General features: G+C 72.2%; 15 protein-coding genes and 1 pseudogene. 5 read left to right on the forward strand and 11 right to left on the reverse strand.

Features of this window, described 5'->3' with window-relative positions; all coding sequences use genetic code 11:
- Window positions 1-73 precede the first annotated feature (73 nt).
- From F8O04_RS08920 to F8O04_RS08935, 4 genes are all read right to left on the reverse strand, one after another.
- Window positions 74-2,986 (reverse strand): vWA domain-containing protein, encoded by a 2,913-nt coding sequence (locus tag F8O04_RS08920; protein WP_158028879.1) that lies wholly within the window; start codon window positions 2,984-2,986, stop codon window positions 74-76.
- The gene (locus F8O04_RS08925; RefSeq protein WP_158028880.1) at window positions 2,987-3,643 is read right to left on the reverse strand and encodes a hypothetical protein; all 657 of its coding nucleotides are present in this window, start codon (window positions 3,641-3,643) and stop codon (window positions 2,987-2,989) included. It abuts the gene before it with no gap.
- Between the two features lie 175 nt (window positions 3,644-3,818).
- Entirely contained in the window at window positions 3,819-4,778 is a 960-nt protein-coding gene (locus F8O04_RS08930; protein ID WP_158028881.1) for an arylamine N-acetyltransferase family protein, read from the reverse strand.
- A gap of 43 nt (window positions 4,779-4,821) precedes the next feature.
- Entirely contained in the window at window positions 4,822-5,961 is a 1,140-nt protein-coding gene (locus tag F8O04_RS08935) for an MBL fold metallo-hydrolase (RefSeq protein WP_188726193.1), read from the reverse strand.
- 637 nt (window positions 5,962-6,598) lie between these two features.
- Here F8O04_RS08935 and F8O04_RS08940 point away from each other — a divergent pair.
- The 3 genes from F8O04_RS08940 (at window position 6,599) to F8O04_RS08950 (ending at window position 10,155) form a co-directional block, all read left to right on the forward strand.
- Window positions 6,599-7,822: an NYN domain-containing protein gene (locus tag F8O04_RS08940; RefSeq protein ID WP_158029179.1), complete on the forward strand. Its 1,224-nt coding sequence runs from the start codon at window positions 6,599-6,601 to the stop codon at window positions 7,820-7,822.
- Window positions 7,823-7,949: 127 nt separating this feature from the next.
- On the forward strand, window positions 7,950-8,732 hold the full coding sequence (locus F8O04_RS08945) for an isocitrate lyase/PEP mutase family protein (RefSeq protein WP_158028883.1): 783 nt from the start codon (window positions 7,950-7,952) through the stop codon (window positions 8,730-8,732).
- Window positions 8,733-8,835: 103 nt separating this feature from the next.
- Window positions 8,836-10,155: an MFS transporter gene (locus tag F8O04_RS08950; RefSeq protein WP_158028884.1), complete on the forward strand. Its 1,320-nt coding sequence runs from the start codon at window positions 8,836-8,838 to the stop codon at window positions 10,153-10,155.
- A 29-nt stretch (window positions 10,156-10,184) separates the two neighbouring features.
- On the opposite strand, the gene F8O04_RS08955 is transcribed toward F8O04_RS08950, so the two are convergent.
- Both F8O04_RS08955 and F8O04_RS08960 read right to left on the reverse strand, forming a co-directional pair.
- The gene (locus F8O04_RS08955; RefSeq protein ID WP_158028885.1) at window positions 10,185-10,664 is read right to left on the reverse strand and encodes a hypothetical protein; all 480 of its coding nucleotides are present in this window, start codon (window positions 10,662-10,664) and stop codon (window positions 10,185-10,187) included.
- Window positions 10,665-10,838: 174 nt separating this feature from the next.
- Window positions 10,839-11,540, reverse strand: a complete 702-nt coding sequence (locus F8O04_RS08960; RefSeq protein WP_158028886.1) for an SDR family oxidoreductase — start codon at window positions 11,538-11,540, stop codon at window positions 10,839-10,841.
- A 189-nt stretch (window positions 11,541-11,729) separates the two neighbouring features.
- On the opposite strand from F8O04_RS08960, the gene F8O04_RS08965 reads away from it, so the two are divergent.
- Together F8O04_RS08965 and F8O04_RS15070 are read left to right on the forward strand one after the other, a co-directional pair.
- Window positions 11,730-13,121, forward strand: coding sequence for an aldehyde dehydrogenase family protein (locus tag F8O04_RS08965; protein WP_158028887.1), 1,392 nt, complete (start codon window positions 11,730-11,732; stop codon window positions 13,119-13,121).
- Between the two features lie 62 nt (window positions 13,122-13,183).
- Window positions 13,184-14,950, forward strand: a complete 1,767-nt coding sequence (locus F8O04_RS15070; protein ID WP_225734931.1) for a glycosyltransferase family 2 protein — start codon at window positions 13,184-13,186, stop codon at window positions 14,948-14,950.
- Window positions 14,951-14,999: 49 nt separating this feature from the next.
- Here the strand turns inward: F8O04_RS15070 and F8O04_RS08980 are convergent, their stop codons facing one another.
- The 5 genes and pseudogenes from F8O04_RS08980 to F8O04_RS08995 form a co-directional block, all read right to left on the reverse strand.
- Complete coding sequence (locus tag F8O04_RS08980; RefSeq protein ID WP_225734932.1) at window positions 15,000-16,022, reverse strand: UDP-glucuronic acid decarboxylase family protein; 1,023 nt, start codon at window positions 16,020-16,022, stop codon at window positions 15,000-15,002.
- A complete protein-coding gene (locus F8O04_RS08985; protein WP_158028888.1) occupies window positions 16,012-17,109 on the reverse strand; it encodes a glycosyltransferase family 9 protein in 1,098 nt (365 codons plus the stop codon). The genes F8O04_RS08980 and F8O04_RS08985 overlap by 11 nt, the downstream gene beginning before the upstream one ends.
- Complete coding sequence (locus F8O04_RS08990; RefSeq protein WP_158028889.1) at window positions 17,099-18,544, reverse strand: PfkB family carbohydrate kinase; 1,446 nt, start codon at window positions 18,542-18,544, stop codon at window positions 17,099-17,101. The genes F8O04_RS08985 and F8O04_RS08990 overlap by 11 nt, the downstream gene beginning before the upstream one ends.
- A 2-nt stretch (window positions 18,545-18,546) precedes the next feature.
- Window positions 18,547-19,152 (reverse strand): D-sedoheptulose-7-phosphate isomerase, encoded by a 606-nt coding sequence (locus tag F8O04_RS15340; protein WP_450091383.1) that lies wholly within the window; start codon window positions 19,150-19,152, stop codon window positions 18,547-18,549.
- 39 nt (window positions 19,153-19,191) lie between these two features.
- Window positions 19,192-20,391, reverse strand: a pseudogene (locus F8O04_RS08995) (glycosyltransferase); the annotation flags it as partial.
- Window position 20,392 lies beyond the last annotated feature (1 nt).

A 20,392-nucleotide genomic window follows, 5' to 3' on the forward strand; every position in this document is an offset into this window, starting at 1 on the left:
GTCGCCGCGCCGTCCGGACGCGACCACGATATTGCGTGCCTTCGACATCACTCCGCCGCGGCGCATCCACGCCCTACTGCGCGCCCCAGGGGCTCTGGCCGCCGCCCTGGAACGGCGACGGTCCCCGGCCCCCGCCCGGTGGCGTGCCCTGGCCGCCGCCTCCGAACGGCGCCGCACCCTGGCCGCCGGCCTGGAACGGCGACCCCTGGTGCTGCGGCGTCGGCCCCCCGCCGAACGGCGATCCGGCCGCCGCGAGTTCGTGGCCGCCGCCTCCCGACACCGACCCGCCGCGCTCCCGCACGAGCTTGTCGAGCAGGTCGGGCAGCCGGCGGTTGATGTCGTTCTGCAGATCGTCGCGTGCACCGGCCGTTGCGTCGCCGCCGACGAGCACGAGCACCTGCGCGGTGTCGCCCGGGGCGCCGTCCGGGTGCAGCACCACCCAGGTGTTGTGCACCGCGAGCGGCAACCGCGCACGCACCCCGGACCTGTCGGTCGACGGCATCGTGCTGCCCGCCGACGCGCGACCCGGAGCGTCGACCGTAACGAACCCGGCGCCCGTCGGCGACGCACCGGTCCGCGCCTTCAGCGTGACGTCGCCCACTCGCAGACTGCGCCCACCCCCCGGCGGAATCGCCACCGTGTTGACCAGGTCGCGCGGCCCGAGCTCGAAGCGGCCGCCACCGCGCATGACTTGCCCGTGCTGCACGGTCACGTCGATCGTCGTCGCGACGAGGGGCCGCGACGGGATCTTCGAGATGACCCACTTCGCGAGGTAGAGCAGCAGCAGGGGCAGGCCGATGCCGAGGATCGGCGCGGCGATGAGCACGAGCAGGAAATTGAGGGTGTTGAGCGGCCGCTCGAGGTTCGCGGTGAACGGGACGTCGACGCGAATCGGCTCGCCCGCGCCGTCGGCGGAGCCGAGCATGATCGGCACGGTGCCGTTGATCGTCCCGTTCCCCGGCTCGTCGGTGCGCAACGTGAGCTCGAGCCCATCACCGCCGGCCTGCAGGCACGCGTCGGCCGAGGCATGGTCGTCGGCCGTCACCGAGACGCTGCCGATACCGTCGGGCGCCGCGGCCATCGTCGGCGTCTCCGCCGGGTCGACCCAGGCGCATCCCTCGCCGCTGACCGGCAGCGACGCCGTGAGATCGACGTCGCCCGAGGCGCTGCCGAAATCAATCGACTGGCCGAGCACCGGGTAGCTCGCCGGAGTCAGGATGTTGACGGGCACGTTGACGGCGGCCGGCGCCAATTGCGTCCCCGGCACGGGGGTGCCGTCTTGCCGCTGCGCCGGCGCCGTCGTGATGTTCAGCACGAGCCGCAACTGCGCCGCGCCGACCGCGGCGTCGGAAAGGTCGACCGAGGCCGGGCCGGCGAGCCCGGCCGGGTTGTCGGTCGAGAGCACGTCGAACGAGGTGCCGGCCGCATCCACCAGAGTCGCGGAGAAGCGCATTTCGCCGGGGATCGTCGCAGGGTCGATCGGCCCCGTGCGCCGATCGTCGATGCCCAGCTGCATGTCGGCCGAGCCGCCCGCATGGAACTCCAGGGCGTCCTGCCCCTCGACCGACGGACGGAGCGAGCCCGAAATGTGGATGTTCGATCGGCTCTGCTGCCCGGCCGACTGGCCTGATGGATCGGTGAAGGCGAGCTGCCATAGCCCCATCCACGTGTCGCTGTTCGCCTGGGCCTGCGCCGCGTCGATCGAGATCGTGCGGTCGGTCTGCCAGGTGTAGGCGAACTCGATGCCGCCGACGTCGAGGGTCGACGGGGTGCCGAGGTCGGTCATGGGAAACTCGACGAGCTCGCCGTTCGGCAGTTGGATCGTGACCTGGAGGTTCGGCACGTCCGCCTGCGCGAGGATCCCGACGTCCGGCGTCGACGTATCGAGCACGAACTCGTGCGCCTCCGACGCACAGGGCGCTTCCTGGCAGATGCCGCCATCGACCTGGATGGGGTCGTCGACGATCGAGTCGAAGGCGAAGAGCAGATCGTCGATGTCGCCCGCGAGGAAGAAGTCGCCTCGACTGCCATCCCCGAGCGAGCCACACGTTGTGCCGTCTTCGCCGCTGCCCTCGACGATCGCTTGGAACAGCTCGAACTCGCTCGCCGTCTCGGGGTCCACGCTAAGCCCGATCCCGAAGATCTTGATTCCGGAGCTCGTCAGCTGGTCGGCGAGCCCACCGTCGCGGCAGATGTCGTTGCGGGCGGCCTCGCGGACCTCGTCGGCAGCCTCCTGCGTCGTGAGTTGCACGCCCGGTGCGAACGGCTTCTCGGTGCCGTACTGCTGCTGCTCCTCCGGTGTCGTGCGCGGGAAGTAGTCGAGCTGGCCGTCGCTGAACATCACGATCGCCTGGCAGCGCGGGGGGCCGTCGGCGCTCTCCGCCGCTTTCGCGTTCATCGCGCGCTGGGATGCGTCGAGCGCGGTCCAGTAGTCGGTGTCGAATCCGTCGACGCGGTCGGCGAGCGTCGCGATCGAGTCCTGGATGCCCGAAAGGCTCGAGTCGTCGAGCGCCGACCAGGGCATGAGGGTTTCCGCGGAGTGCGCGAAGACATCGAGTTGAAGATCGACCGGCTGCCCGCCCTCGGAGACATAGTCGGCGAGCTCTCCGACGAAGTAGGAGGCGCTGTCTGCCCGCGCGGCGCCGGGGTCGGTCGTGGCGAGCGACGACGATTCGTCGACGAGCAGCAGCAAATCGGCCTCGCCACCACCGTTCAGACAGGCACCGAACTCCTGCACCGCACTCGTGTCGTCTTCCTTCGTGTTCGCCGCCATCATCGCGAGAAGTTCCGGAGGGAAGGGCACCTCGGCCCGCGCCTGCGACTGGGCCGAGGTCGGCGACGCCCCTGCCGCGATCAGGGATGCCGCCGTCGCCGGCGCCGCAGCCGACGGTGCCGCGGCCGCGAGCGACAGGCCGGCGATGCTGAGCACGCCGGCCACAGCGGCGCAGACCCGCGCGGCAGCACGGCGATTCGAGCGAACGGTCACTTACATCCTCCCGACCCAGAACGCGATCTGGAGGGATGCGATCACGACGGCGGCGAACGTGACGACGAGGCCCGCCGCGTACAGCATCGGGCCCCAGGTCGGCGGCGAATAGGTCAGGTGGGCGCGCGCCCGCACGTCTCGCATGAGATACACGGCGAAGAGACCGATGACCACGGGGCCGGCGAGGGCCCAGCAGATGATCGCGACGAGCGGGATGCCCCCGAAGACCGACGCGACGACGCCCGAGACCAGGGCGAGCGCGACCGCGGCGAAGAGCCAGCCGGTCGGCGCGGCGACCGGCTCGAGCGGGGCTGGCGCGCCGCCGAGTGAGCTGGCACTACCAAAGAGGTCGTTGCCGGCGCCCATCGACGAGTTCCCGAAGAGGTCGCGGCCCGCGCCGAAGGCGGCGCCACCCCCCTGCCGGCCCACTGGACCGGCCTGCCCGTCGTATGGCGCGGCGGTCTGCTCGCCGAACGGGCCGGATTGTCCCCCCGTGGGCGCTGCCTGTCCCCCGAACGGGCTGGGACCTCCGAACGGACTCGAGCTGCCGAACGCGTCCTGGGCATCCCCCCGACCGCCGAGGCCCGAGCCGCCGCCCGCACCCGAGGGCGGCGACGAGTACTCGCTGAAGTCCCAGCCTCCGTTAGAACTGCTCACGACTGCGCCCATCTGCCGATTCACCGCCGAGCCGGCGGCATTCCACCCGGGGCGCCGACCAGCTGCGTCAACGGGGCCGGGTGTTTTCGGGGCTCACTCTACTGGCCACCTGTCTCAGAGGATCAACGGTTGCGGCCCATTCATGCTTCAGGATGACCATGCGGATGAGGGGCGCTCATCCATGAAGGTGCACGGGGCCCGGTTCCGGCGCGGAACTCGACGCATCCGCGGACACCGCGTGGGACGGCAGCTCCTCGGCGAACCCGAGTTCCGTCCGCGCGAACCGCGCCGCCTGTTCGCGAGTGAGGCGCCGTTCTTCGCGGTCTCCGCCGCGCGACGTCACGAGACTCGAGAAGACGAACGCCCGCGAGCCGATTCCATCGCCCTGAACGCCGCCGGCGCCTGCCCGGTCGCCGCCGCCTCCCCCGCGGATACGACCTGGCCCCGGGGAGCCGACGAGCGTGCGGGTCGCGTCCCGCCCCGTCACGCTCACGACCAGCGAACCGGTGAAGCGCGAGTCAGGCGACGTGCTGTGCCACGCGGCGCCTGGGGCGAATGCCTCGAGCCCCGGGACGGGGCCCGACACACGGTAGAGCCGGCCCGTCGGGCTCGTGACACGGTGACCGGCACCGACCATGCGGCCGACGATCCCCTCGCCCCCGAATCCAACGTCGACGAGCAGAGCGCCGCCCGGCCTCGGTACTTCCAGGCAGCCGTGCCCCGCAGGGATGCCCCAGCGTTCCTCGGACGAGTCGGAGCCGCGCGGAGGCGGATCGCCGCGCCGCACTTCCGCGGCCCAGAGCCTCGGGCACAGCCCGATTTCGCCGAGCAGCCAGGCGAGCGCGCCGTTGAGCTCGTAGCACACGCCGCCCGCGCCATCGTCGACGATGCGACGCACGGCGCCGAGGGCGTCGGTGCGAATCCGGGCTCCACGTATCACGCGTGCGTTCTCGAAGGGGATGGCCGCGACGTGGGCGGCGACGAGGTCCTCGAAGGCCGCGTGCTCACCTCGACGCAGAGCGGCCTCTGCCTCGGCGCTCAGTCCGAGCCGGCGAGCGTAGCCCGTGCGCAGGCGCGCGCGTTCGACGGCGTCGGCCGGAACCTCCGATTCGGCCGCATGGGTGCGCTGCGTCATCGGCGACCCTCCTCTCGTCGCACGCGGGCGGCGCAGAGTCTCCTCACGATGTCGTCGATCCGTCGGGTTGCCGGGCCCGCGCACGGTCAACGTGTTGCGCGGTCTGCGCGAGGGCCGACAACCGGTGGAAACCGGACAGGCCGTCCCATCCCGCTGTCCACTGCACCCTCGAGGCGGTGTCCCACACGCTCGCGTCCGGATCCCGCTCGAGCACGGCCGCGACCTCTGCCGTGCGGGCTCGGTGGTGCGCGGCGATCGCCAGGGCTCGTGAGCGCAGCCCGACGAACCGGTAGCCGTGGCCGGGGAGTGCCTCGAGCGGGCGATCGCGGTCGGCGAGGCGGGCCCGATCGCCGCCGATCGGGGCGTCTTGCCGATCGCGATCGAGGTACCGCTCTCGGTCGGGCTCGTCGACGGTGACGCCCGAACGTGCGCGAGGACCGGTGGCGTCCAGCGCCGCGATCGCCTCGAGCGCAGCGATGCCGACGGAGGTCGCGTTGCCATCGAAGGGGTGTCCCAGACCGAGGCCCGGATTGATGTGCGGCAGCACGTGATCGCCGGTGAACACCCGATTCGCCTCAGACTCGACGAAGCAGAGGTGGCCCGGCGTGTGCCCTGGCGTGACGAGGGCACGCACGCTGCGGCCGACGACGGGGAGCTCGTCGCCGTCGTCCAAGAGCAGGTCCGCGTCTGCCCCGCGCGCGCCGGCCTTCGATTCGGGGATCGCGAGCAGGTCGTCGCGTCGATCGCCGGGCACGCCCCAGGCGTCGAGCGCGGCGACGCGACCGGCGCGTTCCCGCCACGGCGCGTCGACTGAGTCGCCTTCGATGCGCCCGAGGCACAGACGCGCGCCGGTCTGCTCGCGAACGAGTGGAGCGAGCCCGACGTGATCGGGGTGCAGGTGGGTCGCCGTCACCGTCGCCACGCGGTCGATGCCATGGGCCCGCAGCTCTCGAAACAGGAGGTCGAGGTTGTCGGGTGCGTTGACGCCGGGATCGATCACGTGGGCCGCGCCCGTGCGATCGCGGAGCACGTAGCAGAGCGTCGAGACCACGAAGGGGATGCCCGTGGGCATCGGCACGACGAAGGTGTCACCGTCGATGCGCTCGGGTGCGGCGACGAAGCCGGCCCTCGTCGCCTCGGCCTGCGCGGAGCTCGTCGGGCGAGGGGCGACGTCGACGGTCATGCCCAGAGCGTATCCCGTCGGTCGGGCACGGCCACGACTCGAACGGACGCCCTTGACGCACGTTTCGGGGTGCCGATGCAGGGGCCGAAGGCGTAGCGTCGACGCCACGACGAGCGGGACGGCGGTGACGCGCGACGCAGCACGGACACGGCGCGCAGGCACGGTCATGCGCGCAGGAGTGCATCCGCGAACCGGACGGCGAGGAACGGGGCTCGGCGATGCGCACGCCACGATCGCGGGATGAGGGAGGCCACCGTGAACCGTGACGATGACGACCGCAACGCCGCTGCGGTGCCCATCGCCGGTGCGGTGCACGGCGCCCGCGCGAAGGCCGGAGGCGGCTCCGAGACGGTGACGGGTGACCAGGACGGCGGAGGCGATGCCGCATGCTGGCTCGGCCTGGTGTGTCCCGGGTGCGGGGCCATGCGGGAGACGGGTCGCGATTCTGACGGCGAGGCATGCTGGCGGTGCGGTTGACCGCCGTCACGGAGCATCGGCGCCCACGAGACGACTCGTACCGATCGAATGGCTGAGCGCGGCGATGCGGCCGCATCAACGCCAGTCGACCCGGGTACGGTACTGCTGATCGGCCGAGCGCCAACGAGCAGTATCGAACCAGCGGGAGGACCGAGGGTCTATGGAGAACGAAGGCCGTGTCGCCGTCTATATCGACTTCGACAACATCGTCATCTCCCGGTACAACCAGCTGTACGGGCGCGGGGCGTTCCAGAGCGATCGGGTGCGCGATTTCAACCCGACGACGCACACGGCGACCGGACGGGCACGCGGTCGTTCCGGCAGGTCGGCCGCCGACGACACGGCCTCGTCATCCGATGCGTCGGTCCGCACCGAGCCCAACGCCAGCGTCAGCGCTGATCGGAAGCTGCTCGAGCGGCTCACCGAGGCGACCGTCGACATCGGCGCGGTCCTCGACTACGCCTCGTCCTTCGGGCGGATCGTCGTGAGCCGCGCGTACGCCGACTGGTCGCAGCCGGTCAACGCCGGCTACCGAAGGCAGCTCGTCGACCGCGCCATCGATCTGACGCAGATGTTCCCGCTGTCGGCCACCAAAAACGGCGCGGACATCCGGCTCGCGATCGACGTCGTCGAGGATCTTTTCCGGCTCGCCGACGTGACCCACGTGGTGCTCGTCGCGGGCGATTCCGACTACGTCGCCCTCGCACAGCGCGTCAAGCGCCTCGGTCGCACGATCATCGCGGTCGGCGTGGCCGGCGCGACGAGCCGCGCACTCCCCGCGGCGTGCAACGACTTCAGCCTCTACGACGACCTGCCGGGCTTCAGCGGCTCCGACGCCGACTCGGGCGAGCTCGACGGTGAGGTCGACGCCGCGGAGGGAAACAGCGCCGGGGCCGGCGCCGCAGACGTGGCGATCGCCGACGCCGCGGTCGCGTCGGAATCGGATGCTCCCACCGCAGATGCGGCGGCGTCCGACCCGGCAACGGACGGCGACGCCGCGCCCACCACCCGGGCCGGCGGCCGCAAGTCGCGCAAGCGCAAGGCGGGCGAGCCCACCGGCGACCAGTCGGCGGATGCGGGCGCGGCGGGCGAGGGCGACGTCGACGACGACGCGCAGGCCACGAAGATGTCGGCGCGCGCCGCGACGACCTTACTGCGGCGGGCCCTCGCGCTCGGGCATGACAAGAACGACGACGAATGGCTGCACACGTCGGCGGTGAAACAGCAGATCAAACGGCTCGACCCGTCGTTCCACGAGAAGTCGATCGGCTACGGCTCATTCACCGACTTCGTGAAGTCCCGCTCGCGAATCGCGGAGCTCGAGAAGGACTCGAACGGCCAGCGGGTGCGCCTGCGCTCGCGCCGCACGGCCCACGAGTCGTGACGACGGTTCGCTGACGGGTGCGGCGGACGCGCCAGAGCACGACCGTCGTGCGATCGCCGCGGCGCCCCCGCAACTGGAGGCGCACCGCGTCCAGGCGCTCGGGATGGGCGTTCGCTACGTTCCGCATATGAGCACACCGGATGTCGTCATCAACAAGGCCCGCACCCTCGCCGATCTGCATCAAGCCCCCACGATCTTGCGCGTCGTGAACGTGTGGGATCCGATCTCAGCCCGAACCGTGGCCGAACTGCCCGAGACCTCGGCCATCGCGACCGCCGGTCATTCGATCGCCGCGTCGCACGGCTATCAGGACGGCGAGCTGCCCGTCGACCTCATGATCGCGGCGGTCGAGCGCATCGTCGCGGCGACGGACCTGCCCGTCTCGGCGGACCTCGACGCGGGATACGGCGATCCGGGTGAGACGGTCCGCCGGGCGATCGGGGTCGGCGCCGTCGGCGCGAACGTCGAAGACCGGCTGGTTCCCCTGCCGGATGCGGTCGCGAACGTCCGGTCGATGATCGCCGCGAGCGAGGCGGAACGCGTCCCATTTCAGCTGAACGCCCGCACCGACGCGTTCGTCCGCGCGGGTGACCGGCCCCACGACGAGAGCGTCGCCGACGCGATCGAGCGCGGACGCGCGTTCCTCGACGAGGGGGCGAGCCTCGTGTTCGTACCCGGTGTGCTCGATCGCGAGACGACGGAGCGGCTCGTCGAGGGCCTCGGCGAGAACCGCCTGAGCGTGATCGGCCTGCCTGGCGCCCTGTCCGCCGCCGAATACGAATCACTCGGGGTCGCGCGCATCTCGTACGGCCCGCTTACGCAGCGCGTCGCGCTCCGGGCACTTCGCGATCTTGCCCTCGACCTCTACGGCGACGGTGTCATCCCCGAAGACACCCCGGCCCTGAACTAGCACGGCGGCCACTCGGAGCTGAACAAGCGCGCACGCTCGAGGCCCGCCGACCGACACCGGAGGCGCGGCCCCGATCGCGTCTGCAGAGCTAGGCTCGTCCGCCATGAGCCAACCCACGGCGCGCGACGAGCGCGAGGCCCTGCGGGAACGGGTGCAGCGCCGCACCCTCGCCGTCGTCGTCGTCAGCCAGGTGCTCGGCGGGGCTGGGCTCGCCGCTGGAATCTCGGTCGGCGCGCTGCTGGCGGAGGACCTGCTCGGCACCGGGAGCGTTGCGGGCCTGCCGACGGCACTGTTCACGCTCGGCTCGGCACTCACCGCGTTTCTGGTCGGCCGGTTGACGCAGCGCTGGGGGCGCCGCAGCGGCCTCGGCATCGGCTTCGCCGCCGGCGGGATCGGCGCGCTCGGCGTCACCCTCGCGGCCGTGATCGGCAGCGTCCCGCTTCTGTTCGTCTCGTTCTTCGTGTACGGCGCCGGAACGGCCACGAACCTCCTGGCCAGGTACGCGGGCGGCGACCTCGCCCCGGCGTCCCGCCGGGCGACCTCGATCAGCGTCGCGCTGGTCTCGACGACGCTCGGCGCCGTCGCAGGACCGAACCTCATCGAACCGCTCGGTCGGTTCGCCGAGGCTCTCGGCATCCCGGCGTTGACGGGCCCGTTCCTGCTCGCGGGGGCGGCCTACCTGCTCGCCGGCGCGACGCTCGTCGTGTTCCTCCGGCCCGATCCCTTCCTGCTCGCGCGCAAGTTGGATGCTGCGGAGCAGGCGGAGGAGCGGAACGCGACCGGCCCCGGCGGGATCGGCGGAGTCCCTCATGATGGGGGCGGGAACGAGGCCGCCGCCGGGCCCGCGCCGAGGATCGGCGTCAACGCGTTCGTGGGCGCCACGATCATGGTGCTCACCCAGATCACCATGGTCGCGATCATGACGATGACGCCCGTCCACATGCGCGCGCACGGTCACGAGCTCGACGCGGTCGGCCTCGTGATCAGTCTCCATGTCGCGGCGATGTTCCTTCCGTCACTGTTGACGGGATGGCTTGTCGACCGGGTCGGGCGCACCGGTATGGCGATCGCATCCGGTGTCATCCTGCTCGCCGCCGGACTCGTCGCGGCGCTCGCGCCGGACGATTCCCTCGGGATGCTCCTGCTCGCGCTTGTCCTGCTCGGGCTCGGCTGGAACGTCGGCCTCATCGCGGGCACTGCGCTCGTGGTCGACGCGACCGTGCCGGCCAATCGCGCCCGTGCACAGGGGACCATCGACGTGCTCGTCGCGCTCGCCGGGGCCGGTGGCGGGGCGATGTCCGGGATGGTCATGGCGGCGACGAGCTTCCACTGGCTCTCGGTTTCCGGTGGCGTCCTGGCTCTGCTGCTCATCCCGGTGCTGCTGTGGGCGCGGTCACGCCGCGAGGTCGCGCCGCCACGCTGATCGCCCCTGCAGGAGCCGTGAGCCGTGCCTCAGGGAAGGTCGTCGGGGCCCGTGATGAGACTGGCCTCCGCCTCGCCCGTCACCGTGAGGACGCCGATGCCGATGATCGACACGAAGCGGGTCTCGTACGTCGTTTCGGTCGTGACCGTGATCGTCGATCCGGTGGCGACCGCGACGCCCGTCATGCCGGCTGCGGCGAGATATTCGAGCGCCGCGTGTTCGGCCAGGTGCGGGTCGACGGCGAGGGAGGCGCCGTCGACGGTGTCGCCGCTGATCGCGTTCGTCGCCGCCCTCGCGGCGGATGCCGCGACCTGCTGGGCCGCTGTCGCCGCCTGGACCTTACCTGCGCCGTCGACGACGAGGCCGATCACGACGATGAGCGTCACGACCGTGAGCACCAGGAAGGCCTGCGCCGACCCGCGTTCGCTCCGGTCACGTCCGCGTCCGATCGAGCCGCGGCCTGCCGAGGTGCACCGTTTCGCGTCGTGGTCGGTTCGATGGCGTCGCATCCGCTCCCCTTCGTGTGCGGCACCAGGGACGGGCCGGGCGCACCTGCGCGCGCCACCGCGGACCGGCCGCGAGCATCCCTGCGAACGAAGTCTGGCACCGCCGCGCAAACGCTCGGCGAACTCGGGGAGACCTGTGGAGAACGCTTGAGCCGCGCTCCGGTCAACCCCGCCCGATCATGGCCACGACGGTTCCTCGGCGTGGGCGATGAAGAGTTCCCGCACCTCGCATCCTGACGGCTGGGAGAGGGCGAACAGCACCGCGTTGGCAACGTTCTCCGGGTCGTTGAGCTGCGAGTCGTCGTGGGGCTTGTACTGCTCGGTCCGATCGTCGAAGAACCGCGTCTTCATCCCTCCGGGGATGAGCTGGGTGACGCCGACCTCGCCCTTGAGTTCGGCCGCGAGCGCCTGGGTGAACCCGAGCACGCCGAACTTGGAGGCGCAGTAGGCGGTGGCGTCCGAGACACCCTTCAGCGCGAGCGTGGAGGCCACCGTGATCACGCGCCCCCTCGAGGCCTTGAGCGCCGGCAACGCCGCGCGGACCGTCGAGACGGTGCCGAAGAGGTTCACCCGCACGACGAGCTCCCAGTCGTCGACCGAGACGTCCTCGAGGCGACCACAGCGGTCGATCCCCGCAGCGGTCACCACGGCATCGAGCCCGCCCGCTTCCGCGGCGGCGCGGGTCACGGCATCGGTGACCGCCGCCGTGTCCGCGACGTCCACCTCGTAGGCGGTCACGCCGACGAGCGTACTGATGTCGCGGTCCAGGACGATCGGGGTTCCGCCGCTGTCGCGTACCGCGGCCACGACCGCCGCGCCCAGGCCCGAGCCGCCGCCGGTGATCAGGACCCGGCCGATGCCGGTGGGCTGAGGGTTCATGCAAAGTCCTCTCATCGAAAAACAACCACCACACGCACTCCCCGTTGCCGCCACGGACGGGCACCCGGGGCATGCCCAGGGGGGATCGCGTCCCGTCAGTATGCTCGACCGGGCGGGTGCGTCGCCTCCTGGCCGCTCGCCCGGGTCGTTCGTGACCGTCTCTTGCCATTCGACTGCGACAGGACATCCATGACCACTGGAGCGCCCACGACATCCGAGATCACCGTGCTGAACCCCCACGACGGCACGCTGGTCGGCTCGCTGCCCTGCGCGGGCGAGGACGAGATCCGCGGAGCCCTCACCGCGGCTCGTTCCGCGGCCAGCGACTGGGCCCGCACCGACCCAGAAGAGCGAGGCAGGATGCTCCGCGCCGCGGCTGAGGCGCTGGTGCAGCATGCAACGGAGCTCGCCGAGCTCAATACCCGGGAGACCGGCAAGCTCGCCCAGGAGGCACTCGGCGGGGTGATGGCGGGCGTCGGGACCCTCCGGCAATACGCAGAGCTCGGGCCGGTGCACCGAGGGCACAGCCTGCGCGGCGGCGTGCTGGCCGCCGACTGGACCGTGGCCGAGCCGCGCGGGGTCGTCGTGGCGCTCACGCCGTGGAACGATCCCGTGGCCGTCGCGGCCGGCCTGCTCGGTGCGGCCATCGTCACGGGCAACGCGGTGGTGCACAAGCCGAGCGAACGCTGCCCGCACACCGGTGCCCGACTCGGCGAGATCCTCGCGGAGGTGCTGCCGGAGGGTGTGCTCGTCACCGTCACGGGCGGCCCGGAGGCGGGGCGCCTGCTGACGCAGCTGCCCGAGGTCGATGCCGTCGCGCATGTCGGATCGAGCGCCACCGGCCGCGCCATCGCCCTCGCGGCCGCCCAGACCGGCGCGCACGTGATCCGCGAGAACGGCGGCAACGACGCCCTCGTGATCGACGACGACGTCGATCCGGCGTGGGCCGCCGAGCAGGCCGCGATCGGGGCATTCACCAACGCCGGCCAGATCTGCACTTCCGTGGAGCGGGTCTACGTCCACCGGCAGATCGCCGAGCCCTTCCTGGAGGCGCTCGCCGCCGAGGCCCGTGCACGCAACAGGGATCGCGACACGATGCTGGCGCCGCTCGTCGACCGCCGCCTGCGCGAAACGGTGCAGGGGCACGTCGCCGCCGCCGTCGCCGACGGGGCCACCGTGCTCGAGGGCGGTGTGGTGCCCGACGGCCCGGGGTCGTTCTATCCGGCCACGGTGCTGCGCGACTGCACCGAGCGGATGCAGGTCATGCGCGAGGAGACGTTCGGTCCGGTCGCGCCGGTGGCGGTGGTCGAGAGCTTCGCCGAGGGCCTGCGACTCGCCGCCGCCGATCGCTATGGTCTGGCCGCGACGGTCCTCACGGGCCGCATCGCGCACGCCCAGCGCGCCGTCGCCGAACTCGCTGTTGGCACGGTCAAGATCAACAACGTCTTCGGCGGCGCTCCGGGCGGTTCTGCGCAGCCGCGTCGCGACAGCGGTGCCGGGTTCGGGTACGGCCCCGAGCTGCTCGACGAAATGACGCAGGTCAAGGTCGTGCACGTCGAGATGCCGCCGGCCCGGGGGTGACGGTGACGACGGAATCGACACAGGCGCCGGCGGGTTCTTCGACCCGAGGCGCACGGACGACGGTGGTCATCGCTACCCGGAACCGTCGGGCGGAGCTCCTCCAGCACCTCAGCCGCCACGAGGCGCCGGTGATCGTCGTCGACAACGCCTCCACCGACGGGTCACCCGAGGCGGTGGAAGCCGCGTACCCCGAGGTGAGGGTGGTGCGACTGCGCCGCAACGTGGGCGCCGTCGGGCGCACGATCGGTGCGCGGCTCGCGGCGACCGACTACGTCGCCTTCGCCGATGATGACTCGTGGTGGGCGCCCGGAGCCCTCGCGGCCGCGGAGGACCTGCTCGATGGCCACGCCGGCGTGGGGCTGCTCGCCGCGTCGATCGCGGTCGGCCCCGAGGAACGTCCTGACCCCATCAACGCCGTCCTCGCCGACTCGCCGCTCGGCCCGTCCCGGTCCGGCATCGGCCCGCGGCTGCTGGGGTTCGTGGCCTGCGCGGCGATCGTCCGCCGGTCTGCCTTCCTCGCCGTCGGCGGCTTCGACACCGTCGTGCGCTTTCCCGGTGAGGAGGAGCGGCTTGCGCTCGACCTCGCCGAGGCCGATTGGGAGATGGTCTATGCGCCCCAGCTGCTCGTGCACCACCACCCGTCAACGCATCGCGAGCCGGGCGAGACGCGTCAGCGGGAGATGCTCCGCAGCGGCCTACTGACCGCCGTCATGCGGCGCCCGTGGGACGTCGTGGCCGCGCGCGTCCGGAGCCTCTGGGCCGCCGGCTCGCGAGGCCGGCGCGCCCTCCTTTCGGCCCTCCCCCGGATTCCGGCGGCCGCGGTCAGGCGCCGGCCCGTTTCGGAGGCGGTCGAGGCGGATCTCGCCCGGCTCGCATGGTCCGCGCGGGTCATGGGAGGTCCCGGAGACGACGGCACCGGGCCCTCGTTGAACCGTCGGGTCTCGGTCGTGATGATCACCTACAACCGCCGGGAGGAGGCCCTTCAGTCGCTCGAGCGGCTCGTGGCCCTGCCGGACCGGCCGCCCGTCGTGGTCGTCGACAACGGCTCCACGGACGGGACCGCGGAGGCCATCCGGGCACGCTTCGTCGGCGACGGCCAGGTGACGCTCGTGGCGAGCGAGGAGAACCTCGGCGCGGTCGGGCGCAACCTCGCCATGGAGCAGGTCAACACGGAGTTCGTCGCCTTCTGCGATGACGACACGTGGTGGGAGCCCGGTGCTCTCGACACGGCCGCCGACGTGCTTTCCGCGCATCCCAGGCTGGGCGTGCTCACCGGCAAGATCCTGGTGGAGCCGGGCAGCCGCGAGGACCCCATCAACGCGGAGCTGGAGCACTCCCCCGTCACCGGCCCCGACTGGCTGCCGGGCCCGGCGCTCGGAAGCTTCCTCGCCGGCGCCTCCGTCATGCGTGCCCGTGCGTTCCGTGACGTCGGTGGATTCAGTCGCCGACTGTGGCTGGGCGGCGAAGAGGAGCTGATGGCCGCCGACCTCGCAACGGCCGGGTGGGAGCTCTGCCACCTTCCCGACCTCGTCGTGCACCATCAGGCGTCGGCGGCCCGCGATCCGCACCTGCGTCGCCGCCACGGCCTCCGCAACACGCTGTGGTTCATCTGGTTGCGCCGACCGATCGGTGCGGCGATGCGCCGCACCCGTGATGTGCTGGCCACGGCGCCCCGTGACCGGATCACCGCGGCGGGCGTGGTCGATGCGCTCCGGGGCGCCGGATGGGTGCTGCGGGAACGACGAGTGCTGCCGCCGCACGTCGAACGGCGCTTCCTCGCGCTCGAGGAGTCGCAGCGCAGCAGCAAGGCCCGGCAGTACGTCAGCTGACGGAACGGTCGCCGTTGCGCCGGCGGGGGCGACGGCGACCAGCGCCGCATCACGAGTGACGGGCGGCCGTCTCCAGGTTGTCCTCGTCGACGGCCGTGCGGAACCACGCCACGGTGCGCTCCAGCCCCTCGGCCCAGGAGACCTCCGGTGACCAGTCCAGCACGCGCCCGGCCAACGAGGTGTCCGGGCGGCGGACCATAGGGTCGTCGACCGGACGGTCGATGAACTCGATCGGTGAATCGGACCCCGTCGCGGCCACCACGTCCTGGGCGATCTGCAGTACCGACAGCTCGTGCGGGTTGCCGATGTTCATCGGGCCGGTGTGCCCGTCCCAGGCCAGGGCGAGGATCCCGCGCACCAGGTCGGAGACGTAGCAGACCGAACGCGTCTGGGAGCCGTCGCCGGCGACGGTCAGCGGCTCTCCCGCCAGTGCCTGCCGGATGAAGGTGGGGATGGCGCGGCCGTCGTACGGCCGCATCCGGGGACCGAAGGTGTTGAAGATGCGCGCGATCGCCGTGTCGACGCCGTGCTGGCCGCGGTAGGCCACCGTCATGGCCTCCGCGAAGCGCTTGGCCTCGTCATAGACGCCCCGCGGTCCGACCGGGTTCACGTGACCCCAGTAGTCCTCGGGCTGGGGATGCACCTGCGGATCCCCGTAGACCTCCGAGGTGGAGGCGAGGACGAACCGGGCGCCCTTCTCCTTCGCCAGGCCGAGGGCGTGCAGCGTGCCGATCGAACCGACCTTGAGGGTCTGGATCGGCAGCTTCAGGTAGTCGATCGGCGAGGCGGGCGAGGCGAAGTGCAAGACGAGGTCGACGTCGCCGGGGACGTGGACATAGTCGGTCACGTCGCACTGCACGAGCCGAAACCAGGGATCGCCGATCAGGTGCTCGATGTTGCCCGCGTTTCCGGTGAGGAAGTTGTCCAGGCAGACCACCTCGACCTCACGCCGGCGGAGCTCGGTGCAGAGGTGGCTGCCGAGGAAGCCCGCCCCGCCGGTGACCACGGCGCGGCGGATGCTCCGCTCGTTTCGCCCGGTGCCGGCGTCGATTGGTCGGTGCTCACGGTTCACGGTGCATCCTTTCGGGAACGGGTACGGCGGAGAGTTGTGCCTGTGCGGCGCGCACCACCTCGTCGACGGAGATCCGGGCCAGCAGCGGGTCGAGGGCGTCGCCGTGCGGATCGCCCCACTCGCCGGCATCCGGATCGCCGTGCCAGAGCACGCTGTGCAGGCCGGCATCGATGGCCGGTCCCCACCGCGCCGGCGGAACGGGGCCGAACAGCACGACCGACGGAACGCACCATCCGGTGGCGAGATGGGCGACACCGGTGTCGGCGCTCAACACCAGGTCGGCGTCCCTCACCCGGTCGGACAGGTCGGACAGCCGGTAGCGCCCCGTGTGATCTTCGACGCCGGGGAGTCCCTCCGCCACCGCGCGGCCCAGGGGGGCCTCGGCGGCCGCACCGGTCACCACGACGCGGTGCCCTTCGTCCGAAAGAGCGGCCGACACCTGCCTCCAGCGGTCCACGGGCCAGCGTCGCGACGCCGAAGCGGCCCCAGGGTGGACCAGCACGGTCGCGGATCCGGCTCGGCGTCGTCGTGCCTGATCGGCGACGGCGCGAGGCCGCAGTCGCAGGTCCTCCCGAGAGCACTCCGCCCCGGCGTCCCGGACCAGGCGGCACCAGCGGTCCACCTCGTGCTCGTCTTCTCGCCATTCCGGCCCGGGATGCTGCGCTTCCGGCGCCGCGAACGCGACCAGCCGCGACGGACGGGCTGCTTGCAGCAGTCGGTGACTCGCCGGACCCCGGCCGTGCAGATTGACGGCCACGAGCCCCGGTGAGACCTCTGGCAGTGGCACGAGCCCCGGCACGGCAAGCACCTCGTCGACGATGCCCAATTCGCGCAGCAACCCACCCGATGCGGTCGGCGCGGCCAGCACGAGACGACGGCCCGGATACCCTCGCCGCAGTCCCCGCAGGGCGGCGACGCCCGTCAGCGCATCGCCCAGTCCCAGGGCACGGAGCACCAGGATGTCGGCGGGGGCCAGCGCCGGCCCCGCCCGGTCGCCCCGGCCCTCCGCGGGCCCCGGCGCGTCTCCCAGGCGTCCGGCGGCGGCCAGCCAGTCGGCCGTGTACGGTTCGGGGCCCTCAGTGGGCATCCACGTTTCCCGCGGTCATCCGCTCGACGATGCCGGTGGTGGAACGACCCGGCAGGTACGGCAGCACCTCCACGCGACCGCCCCAGCTCCGCACCAGGGGCGCCTCGGGCAGGTCTTCCGGACGGTAGTCGCCGCCCTTGACCCAGACCTCCGGGCGCAACCGGTCCAACGCGGCGCGGGGATCATCCTCATGGAAGACGATCACGCCATCCACGTCGCGCAGGCCCATGAGCAGGGCCGCGCGGTCGAGCTGCCCGACCACCGGGCGCGCGGGACCCTTGAGCCGCCGGACCGAGTCGTCGGAGTTCAGGAGCACCACGAGCGTGTCGCCCAGGGCTCTCGCCTGGCGCAGCGTCTCCAGGTGCCCGGGGTGCAGGAGGTCGAAGCATCCTCCCGTGGCAACCACCGTGCCGCCGCGCGCCCTGGTGGCGGCGACGGTGTGGATGGCCGCCTCGTATGGGTCCTCCGAGAGCGGGCGCTCCGCGGTGCGTCGGGCCGCAGCGGGCCCCTCCGGGCCGATCCTGCCGTCCCGGAAGGCCGCGGCACCGCCGGCCTCCACCCACTGGGCGGCGGCCGCCACGGCCGCGCCGATCGACCGGTGCACCGACGCACCGGAGGCCAGCGAGACGGCGACGGCGGCCGCGAACCGGTCGCCGGCGCCGCAGGGATCCGACGAGTCGACCGGAACTGCCGGCAACAGCTCGGCAGTGCCCGTGGTGGCGAGGAAGGCCCCGCGAGCCCCGGCCGTCACCGCCACGGAGCGAGCGTCCCACCCCGTACGCAGCGCTTCTGCGAGCTCGTCATCCGCCGTCTCGTCGCGTGCGGGCCCGGCCGGGCCCATGGCGGCCAATGCGGCGCGGGCCTCCGCGAGATTCGGCGTGACCACGGTGCATCCAGGGACCGGGTTTCCGCCGCGGGGATGCGGGTCCCACACCACCGGCACCCGGACGGCGGCTTCCGCCAGTGCCCGCCGGACCACCGGGTCCCGGGTGACCCCGCCCCCGTAGTCGGAGACCAGGATGACCTCGGCACCGTCCAGTGCTGCGGACAGCCGCGCCGGGTCGACGTGCACCGGCGCACCGGGCCCGCCCTCGTCAACGCGCACCAGGGTTTGGCCGGAGCTGCGGATGCGGGTCTTGGTGCGCGTGCCGCCCTCGTGCCCGAGGGCATGGATCTCGATGCCCGCCAGGGCGGTCCGGATCTCCGCGGCGGCAGCGTCCTCGGCCAGGGGCGTCACCAGGACGACGTCGGGGGGCTCGCCCGGCAGTCCTCCGGCGCGGCCGCCGCACAACAGGGCGGCGAGCCCCGCGCCTCCGGGGCTCGCGTGGATGTGCTCGACGTCCACGACGGGCACGGGAGCGTCTGGGCTGAGCCGCTCCGATCTGCCGGTGACGTCGCGGTCCAGCATCACGTCCCCCACCACGACGATGCGCACGTTCAGGGTTTTCCCTTCCTGTCCCCGTCCGGCGCATGCGCCGGATCCGACCTGCAGTGATCGAAACCTTCGTCCATCACAGCACACACCGCGTGCAACAGGACGAGATGGGCCTCCTGGACCACGGACGTCGAGCCGCCCGGCACGCACACTGCCTCGTCCGCGAGCTCGGCAAGCGGGTTCGGCCCCGGGCCGGTCAGGGCCCAGACGTGCAGGCCATGCCGCCTGGCCCGCCGGGCCGCCTCAAGGACGTTGGGACTCGTACCGCTCGTGGACAGCAGCAGCAGGATGTCGTCCGGGCGACCATGCGCCTCGACCTGCCGGGCGAAGACCTCGTCGGCGCCGTAGTCGTTGACGATGGCCGTCAGTGACGACGTCTCGGCCGACAGGCAGACGGCGGCCAGGGGCCGCCGCTCGTTCCGGAAGCGACCGACGAGTTCGGCGGTGAAGTGCTGCGCCTCGGCGGCGCTGCCGCCGTTGCCGGCGGCGAGCACCCGACCCCCGTCGCGCAGCAGCTCGTACAGGCGCCGTCCCCAGCGGTCCAGGAGTCCGGCCTCCGCTTCCACCTCCGCCAGGACGCGATCGAGCTCGATGCGGTGCTCTGCCAGCCGCCGACGTGTGGCGTCGGGCCGGCTCGGACGCTGCTCGGCGTACCCGGCGCGGGCCTCGTGGTAGGCCGCCTCGGTCAGCTCGGCGACGCGTTCCCAGGTGAAGCACTGCTGCACTCGCTCCCTGCCGGCGCGACCCATGCGATCGGCAAGCGCGGGGTCGTCTGCGAGGCGTCGGATGGCGCCAGCCGTTGCGCCCACATCCCGCGGCGGCACGAGCACACCGGTCGTCCCGTCGTCGATGCTGTCTAGCAGGCCGCCGACGGCGGAGCCGACCACTGGCCGGCCACAGGCCATGGCCTCGAGCGGCACAATGCCGAAGGGCTCGTACCACGGCGTGCAGGTCACGAGGTCGGCCGAGGCCAGCAGCCGCGCGGCGTCATCGCGGTCGACGCGTCCGACCAGCTCGACCCGGTCGGCCACGCCGTACTCCTCGGCCAGGGCCGTGAGGCGAACCGCCTCGGGGTCTTCGCCCAGTTCGCGGCGGTCGGGGCCTCCGGCCACGGTCAGCCGCGCGTTGGGCACCTGAGCGAGCGCCCGCACGACGACGTCGACGCCCTTGCGTTCGACGAGCCGTCCGAGCGCCACGACGTGGGCGGGCTCATCCGGATTCCGCCGGGGCCGCCCTGCGGCCGCCGGGGCGAACGCTTCCGCGTCGACGCCGCAGGGGACGATCCGGATGCGGTCCGGATCGGCACCGAGGCCCATCAGCTCGTCGACCTCGTCGCGGCAGGTCGCCAGCACCAGCTGGTTGTCGGAGACAAGGAGCGCTTCGGTCGCGAGGCGGCTCGCCGGGCTCGTGTCGGCCGAGCCCTGGTATCGGCGCTTGACCGAGCCGAGGGCGTGGAAGGTCTGGACGGCAGGGATGCGCGCGGCCCTCGCGGCGGCCGTCGCCGCCATTCCCGACATCCAGAAATGACCGTGCACGAGGTCCGGGACGCCGTTCCGGCGCCAGTCCGCCGACATCCACCGTGCGAACTCGCCCATGTACGGCTCGAGCTCATCCTTCGGCAGGGTCGTCGGAGGCCCGGCCGACACGTGCACGACGGTCACGCCGGGCGCCGCCTCGACGGTCTCCGGCAGTGCTGCGTCGTCCCTCCTGGTGTAGACCCGCACCCGGTGGCCGCGGCGCCCCAGCTGCGTGGCCAGGGATGCCACGAAGACGTTCTGCCCGCCCGCATCGACCCCGCCGAGCGCGGCGAGGGGCGAGGCGTGCTCCGAGACCAGAGCGATATCCATC

It is taken from the genome of Pseudoclavibacter endophyticus (genome assembly GCF_008831085.1).
In the GTDB taxonomy this organism is placed as follows: Bacteria; Actinomycetota; Actinomycetes; order Actinomycetales; family Microbacteriaceae; genus Pseudoclavibacter; species Pseudoclavibacter endophyticus.